The sequence below is a fragment of the Streptomyces sp. E-08 genome (assembly GCF_049913095.1).
Taxonomy (GTDB): Bacteria; Actinomycetota; Actinomycetes; order Streptomycetales; family Streptomycetaceae; genus Streptomyces.
Genome location: NZ_CP183971.1, coordinates 1,983,976 through 2,001,546, shown reverse-complemented (window position 1 = coordinate 2,001,546; position 17,571 = coordinate 1,983,976). Strand labels below are relative to the sequence as shown.

At 74.0% G+C, this 17,571-nt stretch carries 15 protein-coding genes; 8 read left to right on the top strand and 7 right to left on the bottom strand.

All coding sequences use genetic code 11. The features are described from left to right. Window positions 1–81: 81 nt before the first annotated feature. Complete coding sequence (locus ACN9MM_RS09155) at window positions 82–864, bottom strand: hypothetical protein (protein ID WP_426363155.1); 783 nt, start codon at window positions 862–864, stop codon at window positions 82–84. A 500-nt stretch (window positions 865–1,364) separates the two neighbouring features. On the opposite strand from ACN9MM_RS09155, the gene ACN9MM_RS09150 reads away from it, so the two are divergent. Further along, window positions 1,365–1,829 carry a transglycosylase family protein gene (locus ACN9MM_RS09150; RefSeq protein WP_426368704.1) on the top strand — a complete coding sequence of 155 codons (465 nt, stop codon included), beginning with the start codon at window positions 1,365–1,367 and terminating at the stop codon, window positions 1,827–1,829. 13 nt (window positions 1,830–1,842) lie between these two features. Here ACN9MM_RS09150 and ACN9MM_RS09145 read toward each other — a convergent pair whose 3' ends face one another. From ACN9MM_RS09145 to ACN9MM_RS09135, 3 genes are read right to left on the bottom strand one after another with little or no spacing between them, the layout of a single operon-like run. Beyond that, window positions 1,843–2,502, bottom strand: a complete 660-nt coding sequence (locus ACN9MM_RS09145; RefSeq protein WP_426363154.1) for an ATP-binding cassette domain-containing protein — start codon at window positions 2,500–2,502, stop codon at window positions 1,843–1,845. Next, window positions 2,499–5,027: an ABC transporter permease subunit gene (locus ACN9MM_RS09140; protein WP_426363153.1), complete on the bottom strand. Its 2,529-nt coding sequence runs from the start codon at window positions 5,025–5,027 to the stop codon at window positions 2,499–2,501. The genes ACN9MM_RS09145 and ACN9MM_RS09140 overlap by 4 nt, the downstream gene beginning before the upstream one ends. Next, window positions 5,015–5,413 (bottom strand): hypothetical protein, encoded by a 399-nt coding sequence (locus ACN9MM_RS09135; protein WP_426363152.1) that lies wholly within the window; start codon window positions 5,411–5,413, stop codon window positions 5,015–5,017. The genes ACN9MM_RS09140 and ACN9MM_RS09135 overlap by 13 nt, the downstream gene beginning before the upstream one ends. A 134-nt stretch (window positions 5,414–5,547) precedes the next feature. On the opposite strand from ACN9MM_RS09135, the gene ACN9MM_RS09130 reads away from it, so the two are divergent. From ACN9MM_RS09130 to ACN9MM_RS09115, 4 genes are all read left to right on the top strand, one after another. Further along, complete coding sequence (locus tag ACN9MM_RS09130) at window positions 5,548–6,075, top strand: hypothetical protein (protein WP_426363151.1); 528 nt, start codon at window positions 5,548–5,550, stop codon at window positions 6,073–6,075. Further along, entirely contained in the window at window positions 6,053–7,345 is a 1,293-nt protein-coding gene (locus tag ACN9MM_RS09125; protein WP_426363150.1) for an ABC transporter substrate-binding protein, read from the top strand. The genes ACN9MM_RS09130 and ACN9MM_RS09125 overlap by 23 nt, the downstream gene beginning before the upstream one ends. Window positions 7,346–7,416: 71 nt before the next feature. After that, on the top strand, window positions 7,417–8,691 hold the full coding sequence (locus ACN9MM_RS09120) for a glycosyltransferase family 4 protein (RefSeq protein ID WP_426363149.1): 1,275 nt from the start codon (window positions 7,417–7,419) through the stop codon (window positions 8,689–8,691). Window positions 8,692–8,907: 216 nt separating this feature from the next. Continuing rightward, on the top strand, window positions 8,908–9,876 hold the full coding sequence (locus tag ACN9MM_RS09115; RefSeq protein WP_426363148.1) for a helix-turn-helix transcriptional regulator: 969 nt from the start codon (window positions 8,908–8,910) through the stop codon (window positions 9,874–9,876). Here ACN9MM_RS09115 and ctaD read toward each other — a convergent pair. Beyond that, entirely contained in the window at window positions 9,833–11,527 is a 1,695-nt protein-coding gene (ctaD, locus tag ACN9MM_RS09110) for a cytochrome c oxidase subunit I (RefSeq protein ID WP_426368703.1), read from the bottom strand. The two genes, ACN9MM_RS09115 and ctaD, sit on opposite strands and share 44 nt — an antisense overlap. A 309-nt stretch (window positions 11,528–11,836) precedes the next feature. Between ctaD and ACN9MM_RS09105 the strand changes: the two genes are divergently transcribed. After that, complete coding sequence (locus ACN9MM_RS09105; protein ID WP_329855716.1) at window positions 11,837–12,052, top strand: I78 family peptidase inhibitor; 216 nt, start codon at window positions 11,837–11,839, stop codon at window positions 12,050–12,052. Between the two features lie 80 nt (window positions 12,053–12,132). Here the strand turns inward: ACN9MM_RS09105 and ACN9MM_RS09100 are convergent, their stop codons facing one another. Continuing rightward, window positions 12,133–13,002 (bottom strand): phosphatase PAP2 family protein, encoded by an 870-nt coding sequence (locus ACN9MM_RS09100; RefSeq protein WP_426363147.1) that lies wholly within the window; start codon window positions 13,000–13,002, stop codon window positions 12,133–12,135. A 406-nt stretch (window positions 13,003–13,408) separates the two neighbouring features. On the opposite strand from ACN9MM_RS09100, the gene ACN9MM_RS09095 reads away from it, so the two are divergent. Then, window positions 13,409–15,283 carry an MFS transporter gene (locus ACN9MM_RS09095; RefSeq protein WP_426363146.1) on the top strand — a complete coding sequence of 625 codons (1,875 nt, stop codon included), beginning with the start codon at window positions 13,409–13,411 and terminating at the stop codon, window positions 15,281–15,283. A gap of 43 nt (window positions 15,284–15,326) precedes the next feature. Here the strand turns inward: ACN9MM_RS09095 and ACN9MM_RS09090 are convergent, their stop codons facing one another. Beyond that, window positions 15,327–15,761, bottom strand: coding sequence for a cell division protein SepF (locus tag ACN9MM_RS09090; protein ID WP_123450830.1), 435 nt, complete (start codon window positions 15,759–15,761; stop codon window positions 15,327–15,329). A 328-nt stretch (window positions 15,762–16,089) separates the two neighbouring features. Here ACN9MM_RS09090 and ACN9MM_RS09085 point away from each other — a divergent pair, with 328 nt between their 5' ends. Then, a complete protein-coding gene (locus ACN9MM_RS09085) occupies window positions 16,090–17,379 on the top strand; it encodes a DUF5685 family protein (RefSeq protein ID WP_426363144.1) in 1,290 nt (429 codons plus the stop codon). Window positions 17,380–17,571 lie beyond the last annotated feature (192 nt).

Below are 17,571 nucleotides of genomic sequence, written 5' to 3'. Positions count from 1 at the left end.
CCCGGGGACGCGGCACGGTCGGTAGACCCGCCCCCGTCCCGGGGCGCCGCGCCCGCCCTATGCCGGGCCGGCCGTCCTCCATCAGGTGCCGGCCAGCGGCATCGCCGCGGCGACCAGACGGCCGTTCGCCGCGGCCTTCTCCAGTGCGTCGCGGAGCAGGTCCTCGCGCGGCTGCTGGCCGATCGAGCCCACCGGGGCGGCGAAGACCAGGACCGTGTGCGACTTGTTGGCCGCCGCGCGCCAGCCCTCGGTGACCTGGAGCGGCTGGTGCGCCTGCCACCAGGCCGCCTGTCCGGCGCCGCCCGGACCCGGCTGGAGCACGGAGTGCAGCTGGCCCATGGCGACCAGCACCGACCAGCCCGGCAGCACCGCCGGCTTCTCGCCCAGGTCCATGACCGGCTGGAAGCCCTGATCGGCCAGGAGCGGCAGGAACTCGTCGGTGAGGCCGTCCGAGCCCGGCCGGGCCACCGGCGCGGTCGGCTCCACGACGAGCGCCGGGTGCAGCTCGCCCTCGATCAGGACGAGACCGCTGGTGACCCCGAGCACGGCCTGCTCGGGGTGGGAGGCGGAGAGCGCGTCGGCGGCGTCGGAGGCCGTGATGGAGGCGACGGCGCCCTGGAGCTGCTCCTCGGCGACCCGGACGACCTGCGACGGGATGCACGTGGCGTGGGCGAACGCGAGGACCGCGGTCTCGTCGCCGACGAACAGCACCGTGCTCGTGCGCTCCTGGTCGGAGTCCCCCGGCGTGCGGCAGGACGTGCAGTCGTAGCTGCCCGGGGCGTTGTCGCCGGCGAGCAGCCGGTCCGCTTCTTCGTCGCCGATCTCGGCGCGTACGTCCTCGCTGACGTCGAGCATGCGCGGCACGGGGGGCTCCCTGGACTCGGTACGGGGGGACGCCGGGCCGTTCCCGGGCGTCTCATGCCGAGTTCAACGGGTCAGCCTCGGCCGGGGTCACGCGCGGAAGCGAGGCAACTTGCCGGAGGCTCGTGCGGCCGGGGCCGCGCGGGGCCTTCCGGGGCCGTCCGCGGGGCGTGACTCCGACCGGGTGGGGTGTGAACAGTGTTCCGCGCGGCACGGGCCGGGGGCGCCGGGGGGCTGCCTAGCCTTCCCCGATGTCGAAGATCCGATTTTGGACGGCGGGTTCCCTCGTGGCGGCGTCCGCGGCCGCCCTCCTGAGCCTGGCCCCGGTGCCCGCCCACGCCCGGGACACGCCCGCCGGACCCCTGGGCGCACCGGCCCCGGTCAGGGACGTGCGGGACGTGCCGGACGGCGTGCGGGACGTGCCGGACGGGGTGCTGGACGTACCGGAGCAGGTGCTGGACGTGCCGGACGGGTTGGTGGAGGCCTCGGACGCGCTCCTCGGCCTGTCGGACGCCCTCCGGGAGACCGACTCCCTGCCCCCGTACGCCTGCGCGCGGGACCAGTGGCCGTGGGGCTGCGTCGCCGAGTGCGAGAGCAGCGGCAACTGGCAGACCAACACCGGCAACGGCTTCTACGGCGGGCTCCAGTTCTGGCACCCCACCTGGATCGAGTACGGCGGACTGAAGTACGCGCGGCGCGCCGACCTGGCGACCCGGCAGCAGCAGATCACCGTCGCCGAGGAGGTGCTGCGCGTCCAGGGGTGGGGCGCCTGGCCCGTCTGCTCCAAGCGGTACGGCCTGTCCGGCCGCGTCCACACCGTCCAGCCCGGCGACACGCTCGGCTCCATCGCCCGCCGCTTCGGGATCAAGGGCGGCTGGCAGGCGCTGTACGAGGCGAACCGGAGCGTGATCGGGGCCGATCCGAACCGGATCGTCGTCGGCACCATGCTGCGGATCGACCCGCTCTGACCCGTCCGGGACGTCACCGGTACTCGGCCGGCTCCCCGCTCGACGCGCGGGAGCCGCGCCGCAGCTCGTGCACGACCGAGCCGGCCGGCAGCCCGTCCGGTACGCGCTGCTCGGCCAGGACCACGGCCGCCCCCCGCTCCACGGCGAGCGCCGCGAGCATCCGGTACGTACGGGCCGCGACCGGCGGGGCCATGCCGAGCGACGGCTCGTCGACCAGCACCACGCGCGCGCGTGCCGTGAGGAACGCGCGGGACAGCGCCAGCATCCGGCGCTCCCCGCCGGACAGGGTTCCGGCCGTCCTGGAGAGGAGGGGGGCCAGTTCCGGGTACGGGGCGGTGGCGTCGGGCGCGTCGGCGCCGGGCGCGGCGAGCGCGAGGTTCTCGGCGACGGTGAGGCCCGCGTACACGGCCCGCAGGTCCGGTACGAAGCACAGTCCGCGGCGGGCCCGCCCGTGTGCCGGCAGCCGGGTCACGTCGGCCCCGCGCCACTCCACCCGGCCCGCCGAGAGGCCTGCCGTGCCCGCCAGGGCGCGCAGGGCGGTCGTGCGCCCCGCGCCGTTGCGGCCCAGGAGAACGGTCACCGTCCCGGCGGGCACGGGCAGGTCGAGGCCGTGCAGGGCCTCCAGGGGGCCGTAGCGGACCCGGGCGGCGCGCAGGGCCATCTCGACGCTCATGACAGGATCCGGCCCCCGTCCATGGGGTGCACGGTGTGCGCGATCCCGGCGACCAGGTCCGGGTCGTGCTCGACGACGAGGACCGTCAGGCCGTCCGCGGCGAGGGCCGCCAGGATCCGGGCGAGCGCGGCGGTCTCGGCGGCGTCGAGCCCGGCGGCCGGTTCGTCGAGGAGCAGCGTATGCGGCCGCCCCGCCAGCGCGCGGGCCAGCTCGACCCGGCGCAGCGTTCCGGTGGGCAGGTCCGCCGCCGCCCGGTGCCGTACGGGCCCGTCGAGCCCGAACAGCCGCAGGCTCCGCTCCACGGCGGCCGGGTCGCCGCGTCCGCCCTTCTGCTCCTCGCCGAGGCGGACGTTCTCCTCGACGGTGAGCGACGGGAAGACGGCGAGCCGCTGGAACGTCCGGGCGATGCCGAGGCGGGTCCGGGCGTGGGCGGACCGGTGGGTGATGTCGGCGCCGTCGAGCGTGACGCGGCCCTGGCCGCGGTGGGGGCGCAGGGTCCCGGCGAGACAGTCGAAGAGGGTGCTCTTGCCGGCGCCGTTGGGGCCGACGAGGGCGGTGACGCGGGCGGGGGAGAGGCCGAGGGTGACGTGGGAGAGGGCGGTGACCCCTCCGGGGTAGGTGAGGGTGAGGTCGTGGACGTGGAGCCCTGGGCGGGCGGGGCCCTCGGCGGGCGGCGGGCCGTGGTCGTACGCACGGCCTTCGGCCCGCCTGGTGTCGGCCGGACCGGTGTCGGGCTGTCCCCTCGTGCGGGGCGGTGGCCGGCCGTGGGGTGGGGGGAGCAGGTTCGTCAGCGGGGGGATTCGGGCCGTCAGGGCTGCCAGGAGGCCGATCAGGGCTGCCGCCGTGCCTGCCTGGGGGCCCGCGTCCAGGGTCGTCAGGAGGGCCGCGGCGGCCAGGGGGGTGAGGAGGCTGTCCGCGCCCAGGACCAGGACCGCGGCGAACCACAGCAGGCCGCGGACCGGGTCGTACTGCTCCGGGTCGAAGGCTCGCAGGCCCACGCCGAGCAGGCCGCCGCCCAGGGCCGCCAGGGCCGCGCCCAGGACGACGGCCAGGAGCTTGAGACGGGGCACCCGGACGCCCGCCGCCTCGGCGCCCGGCTCGTGGTCCCGCAGGGCGGCGAGCGCCCGGCCCGTGCGGCCCCGGCGGAGTGCCGCCGCGAGGGCCAGGCAGCCGGCCAGGACCACCAGCTCCAGGGCGTAGAAGGCGCGGTCGTCGGAGAAGCCCGCCGGGCGCCCGAGCTCCAGGCCCGCCGTGGCGTACGGCTGGGTCAGGACGAAGCGGCTCACCGCCACCCCCACGGCGAGGGTCGCCAGGGCGAGGGCCAGGCCGTGCCGCCGGATCGCCGGCCACCCCGTCAGCAGGCCCGTCACGGCCACCATCGGCACCGCGAGGACGAGCGCCAGGAGCGTCGGGACTCCGGCGGTCGCCAGGAGCGCCGTGAACAGGGCGCCGAGGCCCGCGTACGCCGCCTGGCCCAGCGCGATCTGCCCGCCCCGGCCCGTCACCACGACCAGCGACAGGAGGATCACGGCGAGCGCGGGCACCTGGACCGCCGTGTGCAGGTCGGAGCCCGCGAGGCCCAGGGGGAGGAGGAGCAGGACGCCCACCACGAGCCACAGCGCCGTGGGCACCCGGGTGGCGCGGGCCGGCGGCGGCAGCGCGTCCCGGCCCTTGCCGCCGATGCCCGGCAGGACGAGCGCCGCCACCAGGAGCGCCACCACGAACAGGTTCGCGCCGACGGCCTGGAGCAGCGGCCCCGCCCAGCCCTCCGGGTGCAGCCGGGTCAGCTGGGCCTGGGCGACCCCGATCGCGAGCGCCGCGCCGATCGCGACCGGCAGCGACCGCATCCGGGCGATCACCGCGACCGCGATCACCTCGACGACGAGCAGCGGCATCCCGTACGGGTCGAGCCGGACGTACGGGGCGAGCAGCACGCCCGTGAGCCCGGCCGTGAACGAGCCGAACGCCCAGCCCGCCGCCGCGACCCGGTCCGCGTCGATCCCCGCCAGGACGGCGAGCGGACGGTTGTCCACGACCGCCCGCAGCTCCCGCCCGAACCGCGTCCACCGGGTCACCGCCCCCACCGCACAGGCCAGCGCCAGCACCGCCGCGAGCTGCGCCCACGGATCGTCGCCGAGCAGCACCGGCGCGTCGTCCCGTGCCCCCGGGCCCCACAGCAGCACCGCCCCGCCCACGAGGAGGACGAAGACGCCGATCGTCGCCACCAGCGTCTGCGCCGGGTTCGAGCCGCGGAGCGCCAGGGGGCGGAAGACGCCGCGGTCGAGGGCGAGGCCCAGGGCGGGGGCCACGACCAGGAGCGTGACCAGGGCGGCGACGGGCAGTGGCCAGCCCTGGTCGACCACCAGCCCGCGGAGCACGTACGCGCAGACCATGGCGACGGCGCCGTGTGCCAGGTTCAGCACCCCCGTCGCCCGGTAGGTGACGACGAGGCCGATCCCCGTGAGCGCGGCGGCGCTGCCGACCGCGAGGCCGGCGAGCGTCAGCTCGTACGTCAGGGAGGCCATGGCTCACACACCGGGCAGGGGGCGAGCTCCGCGTCCCCCACCTCCACGGCCTCCTCCTTGCCCGCCACCAGCGGGCAGTCCGGGCGGTGCGCGAGGGTGCCGCCCGGCACCCGCAGGAAGGGGCCGTCCGAGGACGGTGGGGGAGTCTCCTCCGGCGGCGGGGGCTCCGGCTCCGGAGGGAGTACGGGAAGCAGCGCGCGCGCCGCGACGAGGACCGCGCCCGCCACGAGCAGCGCGGCCCCGGGCACCGTGCAGGAGGCCAGATAGGGGAGCTGACGCTCCGCGAAGCGCTCGCCGGAGATCCCGTACCAGCCGAGCGCGCAGAGCACCGCGCCGCCGGCGGCCGCCGCGAGACCGCTCCACAGCAGGATCCGGGCTGTCGGCACCGGGGCCTCCCTCGTCCCCTCCGTATGTCTCTTTCTTGCACTATGCCCTGATCCGTCCCACCCTGGTAACACCAGCAGAGCTTCAGCAGGACACCAGCCACTCAGGACTGGCGAGACACCCGGTGGTGAGCCAGATGGTCGTCGATCGACGCGGGGGGCGCCCCCGCCTCGCGGTCCTCGGGGCCGTCGCCGTCCTCGTCCTGGCCCCCGCCCTCGCGAGCTGTTCGGACGACGGGGGGACGAACAGCTCAGGCACGTCCTCGTCCTCCCCACCGCCCGCCTCCCCACCGCCCGCCTCGGCGGCACCCGCCGACCCGGTCGCCGCCAAGGCCGAGATCACCAGGAACTGGACGGCGTTCTTCGACCCGAAGACCCCCGTCGCCGAGAAGGTGAGGCTCCTGGAGAACGGGGAGCAGCTCAGGCCGGTGCTCGGCGCGTTCGCCGCCGACAAGAACGCGGCCATGACCTCCGCGAAGGTCACCGGCATCGAGTTCACCTCGGCCACCGGCGCCAACGTCACCTACGACCTGCTGGTCGGCGGGACCCCGGCCCTGACCGGCTCCCAGGGCACCTCCATCCTCCAGAACGACACCTGGAAGGTCTCCGTGAAGACCCTGTGCGGCCTGGTCGAGCTGAGCGGTGTCACCGTTCCGGGCTGCTGAGGCGGTCGCGGCGCTGCTCCTCGCCGTGCTGCTCGCCCTCCTCGCGGGTTGCGGCAGCCGGCTCCCGGAGCGCGCCTTCGAGACGCGGCCCACCGCCACCCCCTCCGGCGGTGAGCCGCTCCGCGTCGGGATCATCACCAGCGCCACGAGCCCGGTCGGCGGGCAGACCTTCACCGGCCCGCGCGACGGGGCCGTCGCCTGGTTCGAAGCCCTCAACGCGCGCGGTGGCCTCGACGGGCGCCGGATCGAGGTCGAGACCTGCGACGACGGGGGCAGCGGCGTCGGCAACAACGCGTGCGTGCACCGGCTGATCGACGAGCGCGGCGTCTTCGCCCTCGTCGCCACCACCGCCCTGAACTACGCGGGAGCCCCCCTCGTGGCGCGCGCCGGAGTCCCCGACATCGGCGGACAGCCGCTCACCCCCGCCTACGACACCTATCCGCACCTCTTCGGCATCTACGGCAGCTCGGCCCCGCGCACCGGTCGCGCACCCGGCTGGGACGGCACGCTCTACGGCGGAACCGAGGTCTACCGCTGGTTCCGGAAGGAACTGGGCGCGCGGACCGCCGCCGTCGTCTCCTACAACCAGGCCGCCTCCGCCGCCTACGCCCGGCTGGTCGCCCGGGGGCTGCGCGCCGAGGGCTACCGCGTCGTCGACGAACAGGTCGACTTCGCCCTGCCCAACTTCCGTGCGGTCGCCGCCGATCTGCGCGCCGAGCACGTCGACGTCGTCTTCGACGCCATGGACACCCACGGCAACGTGCGCCTGTGCGAGGCGATGCAGACCCTCGGGGTCCGGGTCGCCGCCAAGGTGACCAACGTGCAGAACTGGTCCTCGGCCGTCTCCCGCGACTACGCCCGGGCGCCCGGCTGCCGGGCCTCGCTGTGGGTGACGGGCTCCAGCAGGAACTACGAGGACACCGGGTACCCGGCCGTCCGCGCGTTCCGTACGGCGATGGGCGACCGGCCGCTGTCCCAATGGCAGTTGGAGGGCTGGGCGGCGGCGATGTGGTTCACCGACGCGGCCCGCTCCTGCCTCGCCCGGGACACGCTCACCCGGGGCTGCGTCGAGGACTTCATGAACCGTCCGGAGCCGTACACCGCGAGCGGACTGCTGCTCCCCGTACGGTTCGAGCACCTGGCCCGGCCGCCCGCGACCCGGAACACCTGTCTGTCCGTGGCCCGTTGGCAGGACGGGCGCGGCTGGGTGAGCCAGGGCGACATGACGGACAACTGCGCGACCGTCCCGCAGCTCGGCTACCGCCCGTGAACGGCGCCCCCGCACCGGCAGTACAGTCGGGCACCGACCATGATGACTGACCGGGGGGAACCGGCAGCGCGATGCGCATCTCCTTTCTGCTCCACAACGGCTACCACTACGGCGGGACGATCCGGACCACGTTCACGCTCGCCGAGGAACTGGCGGAACGCCACGAGGTGGAGATCGTCTCGGTGTTCCGCCACCGCGACCGTCCACGCCTCGGCCTGCCGGCGGGGGTGACCCTCCGCCACCTCGTCGACCTGCGCGAGGACAGCCCGGGATACGACGGCGACCACCCCGACCACCACCGCCCCGCCCAGGTCTTCCCGCGCGGTGACGGCCGCTGGAAGCAGTACAGCGCGCTCACCGACACCCGGATCGGGGAGTACCTGCGCGGCGTCGAGGCCGACGTCCTCGTCGCCACCCGCCCCGGGCTCAACGTGCAGCTCGCCCGCCAGGCCCGGCGGGGGCCGGTCCTCGTCGGCCAGGAGCACCTGATCCTGGACGGCCACAGCTACCGGCTGCGCCGGGACATCGGCCACGAGTACGCCCTCCTCGACGCCGTCACCACGGTCACCGAGGCCGACGCCCGCGCCTACCGGAGACTCCGCCTGCCCGGCGTGCGGATCGAGGCCGTCCCCAACAGCGTGCCCGCGCCCTCCGCACGGCCCGCCGACCCCGCGGCGAGGACCGTCGTCGCGGCGGGCCGGCTGACCCGGGTCAAGCGGTACGACGTGCTGATCGACGCCTTCGCGGAAGTGGCCGCCGACCATCCCGACTGGAAACTGCGGATCTACGGCTCCGGCGACGCCGTCCAGGACCTCAGGGGTCCGCTGGCCCGGCAGATCCAGGACCGGGGCCTCGGCGGACAGGCCTTCCTCATGGGGACCGTCACCCCCATGGAACCGGAGTGGGCCAAGGGCTCGATCGCCGCGGTGACCTCGCAGCGGGAGTCCTTCGGCATGACGATCGTCGAGGCGATGCGGTGCGGACTGCCGGTCGTCTCCACCGACTGCCCCCACGGGCCGGGCGAGATCATCGAGGACGGGGTCGACGGTCGGCTCGTACCGGTCGACGACGTCGCGGCGGTCGCGGGCGCGCTGCGGGAGCTCGTCGAGGACGAGGAACTGCGGGCCGAGGCGGGGCGGGCGGCGCTCGCCGCATCCGAGCGCTTCGACCCGGCGCGGATCGCCGCGCGGCACGAGGCGCTGTGGGGGGAGCTGGTGGCCCGCGGGGCGGGGCGGCGCGTGCACTCCCCGGGGCGGGCGCGGGTGCATCGGGGGGTGGGGCGGCTGATCGACGCGGCATACGCCCAGAAGGCGAGGGCCGGCCGCCTGGTACGCCGCCTCCGCTGACGGGCCGGGCGGTGCCCCGTTGCCGTGTGGGCAATCGCCCCAGCGGAACGATTGCCCACAACGGGGTGGGCGCCGCCCCGGCGGAACGCATGCCCACAACGGGGTGGGCACCGTCCGTACGGGATGGGCGTCGCCCCGGCCGAATCTCGTGCCCACAGGGGGCCACCGCAGGGATTGCGGACCGTAGTTGTCCGCTGTCGCTGGGAGACTTGGGGCATGTTGGAGACCTCCGCGCGGCTCTTGCGGCTGCTTTCGTTGCTTCAGGCCCACCGCGAGTGGTCCGGTTCCGATCTCGCCGAGCGGCTCGGCGTGACGCCGCGTACCGTGCGGCGGGACGTCGACCGGCTCCGGGAGCTCGGTTACCCCGTGCACGCCAGTCCCGGGACGGGCGGTGGGTACCAGCTGGGGGCCGGCGCCGAGCTGCCGCCGCTGCTCCTCGACGACGAGGAGGCCGTCGCGGTCGCGGTCGGCCTGCGTTCCGCCGCCGGGCAGGGCGTCGAGGGCATCGGTGAGAGCTCCGTACGCGCCCTGGCGAAGCTGGAGCAGGTTCTGCCGGGCCGGCTGCGCCGCCGGATCGGGGCGCTCAACGGGTTCACGGTGCCCCTGCTGCGTACTCCGAGGGAGCGGGTCGACCCCGCCGTCCTGACCGAGCTCGCCAACGCCTGCCGGGACAGCGAGCGGCTCCGTTTCGCGTACCGGGACCACGGCGGCGCGGCCACCCGCAGGACCGTCGAACCGCACCGTCTGGTCTGCACCGAGCGCCGCTGGTACCTGGTGGCCTGGGACCTGGACCGGGGCGACTGGCGTACGTTCCGGGCGGACCGGATCGAGCCGACGCCGCCGCACGGCCCCCGCTTCCCGCCGCGCGAGCCGCCCGCCGAGGACCTGGCGGCGTACGTGCAGAAGGGCGTGTCCGGCACCGCGTACGCACAGGAGGCGACGGTCCGGCTCTTCGTCCCGGCGGCCGAGGCGGCCGCCGCCGTCGGCCCGCTGGACGGTGTGCTGACGGCGGACGGCGAGGACGCCTGTCTGCTGCGGACCGGGGCGCGGAGCCTCGACTCCATGGTGTTCCACGTGCTGTTCATGGGCTTCGACTTCGAGGTGGTCGACCCGCCGGAGCTCGTGGAGGCGGTGCGGTCGCTCAGGGACCGTCTGTCCCGGGCCCTCGACCGGCCGGAGCGCTGATCCGCATCCGCTCGAACGCGGCGAACTCCGGGTGGTGGAGGTCGAAGGCGGGCGCCTCGGAGCGGATCCGGGGCACGGCCTCGAAGTTGTGCCGGGGCGGTGGGCAGGACGTCGCCCATTCCAGGGAGCGCCCGTAGCCCCAGGGGTCGTCGGTCTCGACCTTCTCCCCGTACCGCCAGGTTCGCCAGACGTTGTAGAGGAACGGCAGGGTGGACACGCCGAGCAGGAAGGCGCCGATGGTGGACACGGTGTTGAGCGCGGTGAAGCCGTCGGCGGCCAGGTAGTCGGCGTACCGCCGGGGCATGCCCTCCGCGCCGAGCCAGTGCTGCACGAGGAAGGTCAGGTGGAAGCCGGTGAAGAGGGTCCAGAAGTGGATCTTCCCGAGCCGTTCGTCGAGCATGCGGCCGGTGAACTTGGGCCACCAGAAGGAGAAGCCGGCGAAGGTCGCGAAGACGACGGTGCCGAAGACCGTGTAGTGGAAGTGGGCGACGACGAAGTACGAGTCGGTGACCTGGAAGTCCATGGGCGGTGAGGCGAGGATGACGCCGGTGAGCCCGCCGAAGAGGAAGGACACCAGGAAGCCGACGGACCAGAGCATCGGGGTCTCGAAGGAGAGCGAGCCGCGCAGCATCGTCCCGGTCCAGTTGAAGAACTTCACCCCGGTGGGCACGGCGATGAGGAACGACAGCATCGAGAAGAACGGCAGCAGCACCGCGCCCGTCGCGAACATGTGGTGGGCCCAGACCACCACGGAGAGGCCGGTGATCGTCATGGTGGCGCCGACCAGGGTCGCGTAGCCGAAGATCGGCTTGCGGGAGAAGACGGGGATGATCTCGCTGACGATCCCGAAGAACGGCAGCGCGATGATGTAGACCTCGGGGTGGCCGAAGAACCAGAAGAGGTGCTGCCAGAGCAGCGCCCCGCCGTTCTCGGGCTGGAAGACCACGGAGCCGAGGCGCCGGTCGGCCTCCAGGACGAGCAGCGCCGCCGCGAGGACGGGGAAGGCGACGATCACCAGGACCGCGGTGAACAGCACGTTCCAGGTGAAGATCGGCATCCGGAACATGGTCATGCCGGGCGCCCGCATGCCGACGATCGTGGCGAGGAAGTTCACCGAGGTGAGGATCGTGCCGAAGCCGGAGAGCGCGAGCCCCATGATCCACAGGTCGACGCCGGCGCCCGGTGACCGGTCCAGGCTGTTGAGCGGGGCGTAGGCGGTCCAGCCGAAGGCGGCGGGGCCCGTCGGCGTGAAGAGGGAGCCGAGCACCATCAGGGCGCCGAAGAGGAACAGCCAGTACGAGAACATGTTGAGCCGCGGGAAGGCGACGTCGGGCGAGCCGATCTGCAGCGGCACCAGTTCGTTCGCGAAGCCGGCGAAGGTGGGCGTGGCGAAGAGCAGCAGCATGATCGTGCCGTGCAGGGTGAAGGCCTGGTTGAACTCCTGGTTCGTGACGAGCTGGAGCCCGGGGCGGGCCAGCTCGGCCCGCATCAGCATCGCCAGGAGTCCGGCGAACAGGAAGAAGACGAACGACGTGGCCAGATACAGGTGGCCGATCTTCTTGTGGTCGGTGGTGGTGAGCCAGTCGATGAGGATGCGGCCGTGCCTCTGGCGGGCCGATTCGGGGCTCGCGGTCGCTGTCCCGTTGCCCATGACTGCCTCCGCCTCGCCGTCCTCCCGGCTCCGCGTCTCCGGGCGTTCGGACAGCGTAAGCATTGTGTAAGGGAAGAGTGTGCGCCTCGGGTGCGCGTCGCCGACACAATTCCGTACGGGGGCGAGGGAAGCGGGGAATTGAGGGTGTGTTAGCGGCGCTTGCGCCCGCTTCGTGCGAACTGCTCGGCGCCGTTCGGAATTACTGGAGAAACGGCCGGAAACGCTCCCCGCGGCCACCGGTGAGCAGGCCAAACATATGTCGATAACTTGTGACACAAGCGTGACCGCCAAGGGACTAACGTGAGGTTCATGTCACCCACTTCGCGCACTCCCGAACCGCCCCGCGACGCTCCCGAGTCCTATGTGGGGCTCGACGCCGAGGGAGCCGAGCGGCTCGCCCGGACCCGCGGCTGGAGCGTCGTCCGGTCCCTGCCGCCCGGCTCGATCATCACCATGGAGTACCTGTCGGGGCGCATCAACTTCGAGGTCGAGCACGGCTCCGTCACCCGCTGCTGGCTCGGCTGAGGAGCCGGCGGGACCGCATGCGGAAGGGCCCCGGCCGAGATGGCCGGGGCCCTTCCGCACGTCTGTCAGCCGCACGTCTGTCAGCCGCGGGTCGCCGGGGCGCGCCGGGCGCCGGCCACCCCCACGGGCTCCCGCGCGGGCTCCCGGACCGGCTCGCGCACGGGGCGCGGTCCACCGGAGGCCACGGGCAGCGAGGGCACGAGCCGGCGGCGGTCCCGCAGCCGCTCCCGCACCCGGTCGCGCGCGGCGAGGATCCAGGACTCCGCCACGGCCAGGACCGGCTCGCACCAGGGCAGCGCGAGCAGCACGAGGAGCCCGGCGGCCCAGCCGAGCAGCACGTCGCTCAGCCAGTGCGTGCCGAGGTAGACGGTGGTGAGGCCCACGCCGAGGGCGACCACGGCGGAGAGCGCCGACAGATAGCGCCGGGCTCTCGGGGTGGTCGCGAGGTAGGCGAGGATGCCCCAGGTCACGACCGCGTTGGCGGTGTGCCCCGAGGGGAATATGTCGCCGCCCGCGAAGAGCTCCGCGGAGCCGACCTGGGTCGCGTAGTGGGGGCCGAGGCGGCCGAGGCCGAGCTTGACCGCGCCCACCGAGACGTTGAGCAGCAGGAGGGCGGCGCCGAGGCACAGGAGGGGCCGCAGGGTGTGCTGGCGCCAGGAGCGCCAGCCCAGCCAGGCGGCCACCATGACGGCCGTGGGGCCGCGCTGGCCGAGGACGACGTAGTAGTCGAGGAAACCGTGGATCTCGGGCCACTGCTGGTACGGCCGGAAGAGCATGATCTTCCAGTCGAGGGTCACCAGCCACGTCGACAGCAGCACGGCCACGACGATGGCGAGATAGAACGCCGACGTCCCGCCGAAGAGGGCGAGACGCGTGCGGGTCATCCGCGGGACCTCTATCTTCGGCGGTTCCGGCTCCCGGTCCAGCCGGGCAAAGATGTCGGTACGCACCCAATCGACGTTACAGGGAGTGAGAAGCAGACCCGGTCGTTCCGCTCCCTTCGTGATGACCATGTGATGTGGAGTGGGTCTCACCAGGTGGTCTATTCCAGGCGTCCGTCGGGAAATCCGATGACCTTCAGCCCTATTGCCGCGCGGGTTGTTTCCGTAAGGGTGTTTGAACGCGCGGGAATTTCCTCAAACAGACGTCCGTGCGGAATTCCATGCGACGCGCGGCCCCCGCCGAGTGGCGTACGCCACACCCGGAGGCCCGCCGGGGTGAGAGCTGCACCACGCGCTCGGGCCTTGAACTCGCGTACGCTGACGGCTCACTCGCCCGTCGATGCCGGGCCGCCCCAGGGGCATACGCCCTGGTCGGGGCCCGCCGAGCGCGAGAGCTTCACTGGGAGGTACGTACATGCAGCGGACGAACACGGCCCAAGGGCGACCGCGTGCCACCGTCGGCGCCGGCGCCAACCGCTGGGTCGTCCTCGTCGTCCTCTGCGTCAGTCTTCTCCTGGTCGCCCTCGACGCGACCATCCTCCACGTCGCCGTCCCCTCGCTCACCGAGGACCTGCGCCCCAGCTCCACCGCGCTGCTCTGGATCGTCGACGCCTACCCCCTCGTCTGCGCCTCGCTGCTGATCCTCTTCGGCACCCTCGGCGACCGGGTCGGCAGACGGCGGGTCCTCCTCCTCGGCTACGCGCTCTTCGGCATCGCCTCGGCGGTCGCCGCGCTCGCCACCGAGCCCTCGGTCCTCATCGGGGCCCGCGCGCTGCTCGGCGTCGGCGGCGCCATGATCATGCCCGCCACGCTCTCCATCCTCCGGACGGTCTTCCCCGACCGGAGGGAGCGGGCCACCGCGATCGGCATCTGGACCGCCACGGCCGCGATCGGGGCCGCCACCGGACCGGTGCTCGGCGGCTTCCTCGTGGAGAACTACTGGTGGGGCTCCGTCTTCCTCATCAACATCCCGCTGATGGCCCTGATCCTGCCCCTCGGCCGCCGCCTCCTCCCCGAGTCCCGGGGCGCCGCCGACGGGCCCTGGGACGTGCTCGGCGCGCTCATGGCCGCGGGCGGCGTGCTCGGCTGCGTCCTCGGGGTGAAGCGCGCCGGGGCCGGCGACCCGCTGCTCGCCCTGCCGACCGCCGGGCCGCTGCTGCTCGGCGCCGCGCTCCTCGTCCTCTTCGTACGGCGGCAGAAGCGGCGCGCGCACCCGCTGATCGACATGCGGCTCTTCTCCCGGGCCGCCTTCACCACCTCCGTCGGCTGCATCGTCATCGGCATGCTGGCCCTGGTAGGCCTGGAGCTCATCGCCGTCCAGTACCTCCAGCTGGTCCTCGGACTCAGCCCCCTGGAGACCGGGCTCCGGCTCCTCCCGCTGACGTTCGCCGCCATGGCCGCCGGCGCCACCGGCTCGTACACCCTGCGCAGGATCGGGCCGCGCCGGATGGTCGGCTGGGGCTTCGTCCTCACCGCCGGCGCGGTGCTGCTGCTGACCCTCATGGGACAGCACGACCGGCCGATGCTGCTCACGGTCGGTTTCGTGCTGCTCGGCTTCGGCCTGCAGACCACGCTCTTCTCGGCGTACGAGTCGATGCTCAGCGAGGCGCCGCAGCGGAGCGCGGGCGGTGCGGCCGCGATCGGCGAGACCTCGTACCAGCTCGGCGCGGGCATGGGCATCGCGCTGCTCGGCAGCGTGATGAACGCGGCGTACGCCCCCGGGCTCGCGTCGGTCCCCGGGGTGCCGGCGGAGGCGAGCCGGGCCGCGGCGAACTCGCTCGGCGAGGCGTACAAGGTGGCCGATCAGCTCGGCGGTGCGGCCGGTGACGCCCTGCACCAGGCCGCCCGGCACTCCTTCGTGACCGGTCTGCACATCACACTCTGCGTGAGCGCCGGGCTGCTGCTCCTCGGCGCGCTGATGGCCCGGCGACTGCCGGAGGTCATGGAGTGTCCGGTGGATCAGGAAGAGGCCTTCGACGAGGCCCAAGGGGCACGCGTGGCCACAGGGGTCCCTGAGTCCCCGGACGGGGCCGCGGAGCTCCGTGACGCGGCGCGGCCGGGCGGGTCGGCGCAGGCGCCGGAAACGGCGCCCACCGGTCTCGCGGAGCGGCCGGGGCTGTCGCAGCCGCTCGGGTCCCCGGAGCCGACCGGTCCCGCGGAGTCGACCGGGTCCTCGGAGCCGCTCGTCCCGGCGGAGGCTCCCGTCTCCCCCCAGGGGGCGGCGGCGCCTCGCGTGCCCGCGACGCGGGAAGCGATCGAGCCCGCCGGCTCGGGACGCCCGGTGCACTGACCCGACCCCGTCGGGAGGTGCCGGGCCGGACCGGCGGACCCGCTCAGCTCTGGTTGAAGAAACCGTCCTGCCGACGGCGTCCCGTCTCGCCGGTGACGATCTGGGTGTCGGCGGGGGTCAGCAGGAAGACCCGCGTCGCCACGCGCTCGATCGAGCCGCGCAGACCGAAGGCGAGACCGGCGGCGAAGTCGACGACGCGCTTGGCGTCGTTCGGCTCCATCGCGGTCAGGTTCACGATCACCGGAACCCCGTCCCGGAAGAGCTCGCCGATGCCCCGGGCGTCCCGGAAGCCGTCGGGGGAGACGGTGGCGATCCGGCGGCCCCGCTCCTCGGCGGTGTCCGTGGCCACCCGGACCCGGGGGTCCGTCACCCAGGCGTCGCCGCCCTCGGCACCGTCGGCGTACTCGTCGTCGTAGTAACGCTCGTCGTTGTCCTCGACGAGTCCCAGCCAGGCACTCGCCTTGCGCACCGATCCCATGGACGCCTCCTTTCAGCGCGGTCACTTGTGGTTCCGCAATCCCTATCGTCGTCCATGATGCGGATCGCGCGCCAAGTGGATAGGCGCCGCGCAGGGGATTCGTGACGGTACTGGTGCAGAACGTGAGGGCCGTTTCCTGGCGATTCGTCAGGAAACATACGGTATGCGGGGCCTGATGGAGGGCCATGTAGCTGAAAATATGAAAGTCGGGCCACAAGGGTGACGATGGGCGCGTACGGGTGAGCGAAGCCGCTCGCTACGATGCCGCGAGGCCGCTCGGCGGACCCTCGCCGGCCCTCGCCATCGCCCACGACTCACGGGGGAGTCCTTGTTCGGAATCGTCAGACCCTGCACCCATCGGCTCACCGACGGGCTCAGGACCGAGTGGATGGCCCACCTCTGCGGCCTCTGCCTGGCACTCCGCGCCGACCACGGCCAGTTCGCCCGCGTCGTCACCAACTACGACGGACTCATCGTCTCCGTCCTGACGGAGGCTCAGACCGGGGTGACCGAAGCGGGCCGCCGCAAGGCCGGGCCCTGCGCGCTGCGCGCCCTGCGCACCGCCCCCGTCGCCCGCGGCGAGGGAGCCAGGCTCGCCGCCGCCGTCTCCCTCGTCCTCGCCTCGGCGAAGGTCCGGGACCACGTCGCCGACCGGGACGGCCTGTTGGCCCGCCGGCCCGTCGCCGCCGCGGCCCGCCGCGTCGCCCGCTCCTGGGACCGGGCAGGGGCAAGGGCCGGCCGCGACCTCGGCTTCGACACCGCCGTCCTCGTCGACGCCGTCGACCGCCAGACCGGCATCGAGGCCCTCGCCGGACCCGGCACGCCCCTGCTCACCGTCACCGAGCCGACCGAGACGGCGACCGCCGCCGCCTTCGCCCACACCGCCGTCCTCGCCGGCCGTCCGGGGAACGCGGCGCCGCTCGCCGAGGCGGGGCGCCTCTTCGGACGCCTCGCCCACCTCCTCGACGCCGTCGAGGACCAGGCCGCCGACGCCGCGACCGGCGCGTGGAACCCGCTCACCGCCACCGGCACCTCCCGCGACGAGGCCCGCCGGCTCGCCGACGACGCCCTCCACGGCATCCGCCTCGCGCTGCGGGACGCGGAGTTCGCGAACGGCAAGCTCGCCCACGTCCTCCTCGCCCACGAGCTGCGCACCTCGGTCGACCGCGCCTTCGGCACCACCAGCTGCTCGCACGGGGCACCCGGGGCGGGCCAGGGCGCGCCCGGCGCCCACGGCCCGGTGCCGGGGAACCCGTACGCGACGCCGGGCGGGCCCGTGCCCGGCAACCCGTACGCCCCCGGCGGACCCGGTGGCCCGGGCGGGCCCTGGGTCCCCGGACCGGGCGGCCCCGGTGGTCCCGGCGGCCCGCTCCCGCCCGAGCCGCCGAACCGGCGCGGCCTGATAGCCGGCTGCGCCCTCTGGATCGGCCTCGCCTGCACCTGCCAGATGTGCTGCGGGACCTTCGAGGACCCCTGGAGCCGGCAGCGGCGCGAGGGCCTGTGCCAGCAGTGCGACCCCGGTGACTGCTGCGACTGCTGTGACTGCTGCAGCAACTGCTCCTCCTGCTGCGAGGGGGACTGCTGCTGCGGGGACTGCGACTGCGGCTGCGACTGCTGACGGACCGTCGGGGACCCGGGGCCGCCCCGGCCACCGACGGTACGTCGGGGTTCGGCGGCCCCGGCTGTCGACGGACCGACGGGGACCCGGCGCCGTACGTCGGGGTTCGGCGGCCCCGGCTGCCGACGGACCGACGGGGACCCGGGGCCGTACGTCGGAGTTCCGCGGCCCCGGCTGTCGACCGGCCGTCGG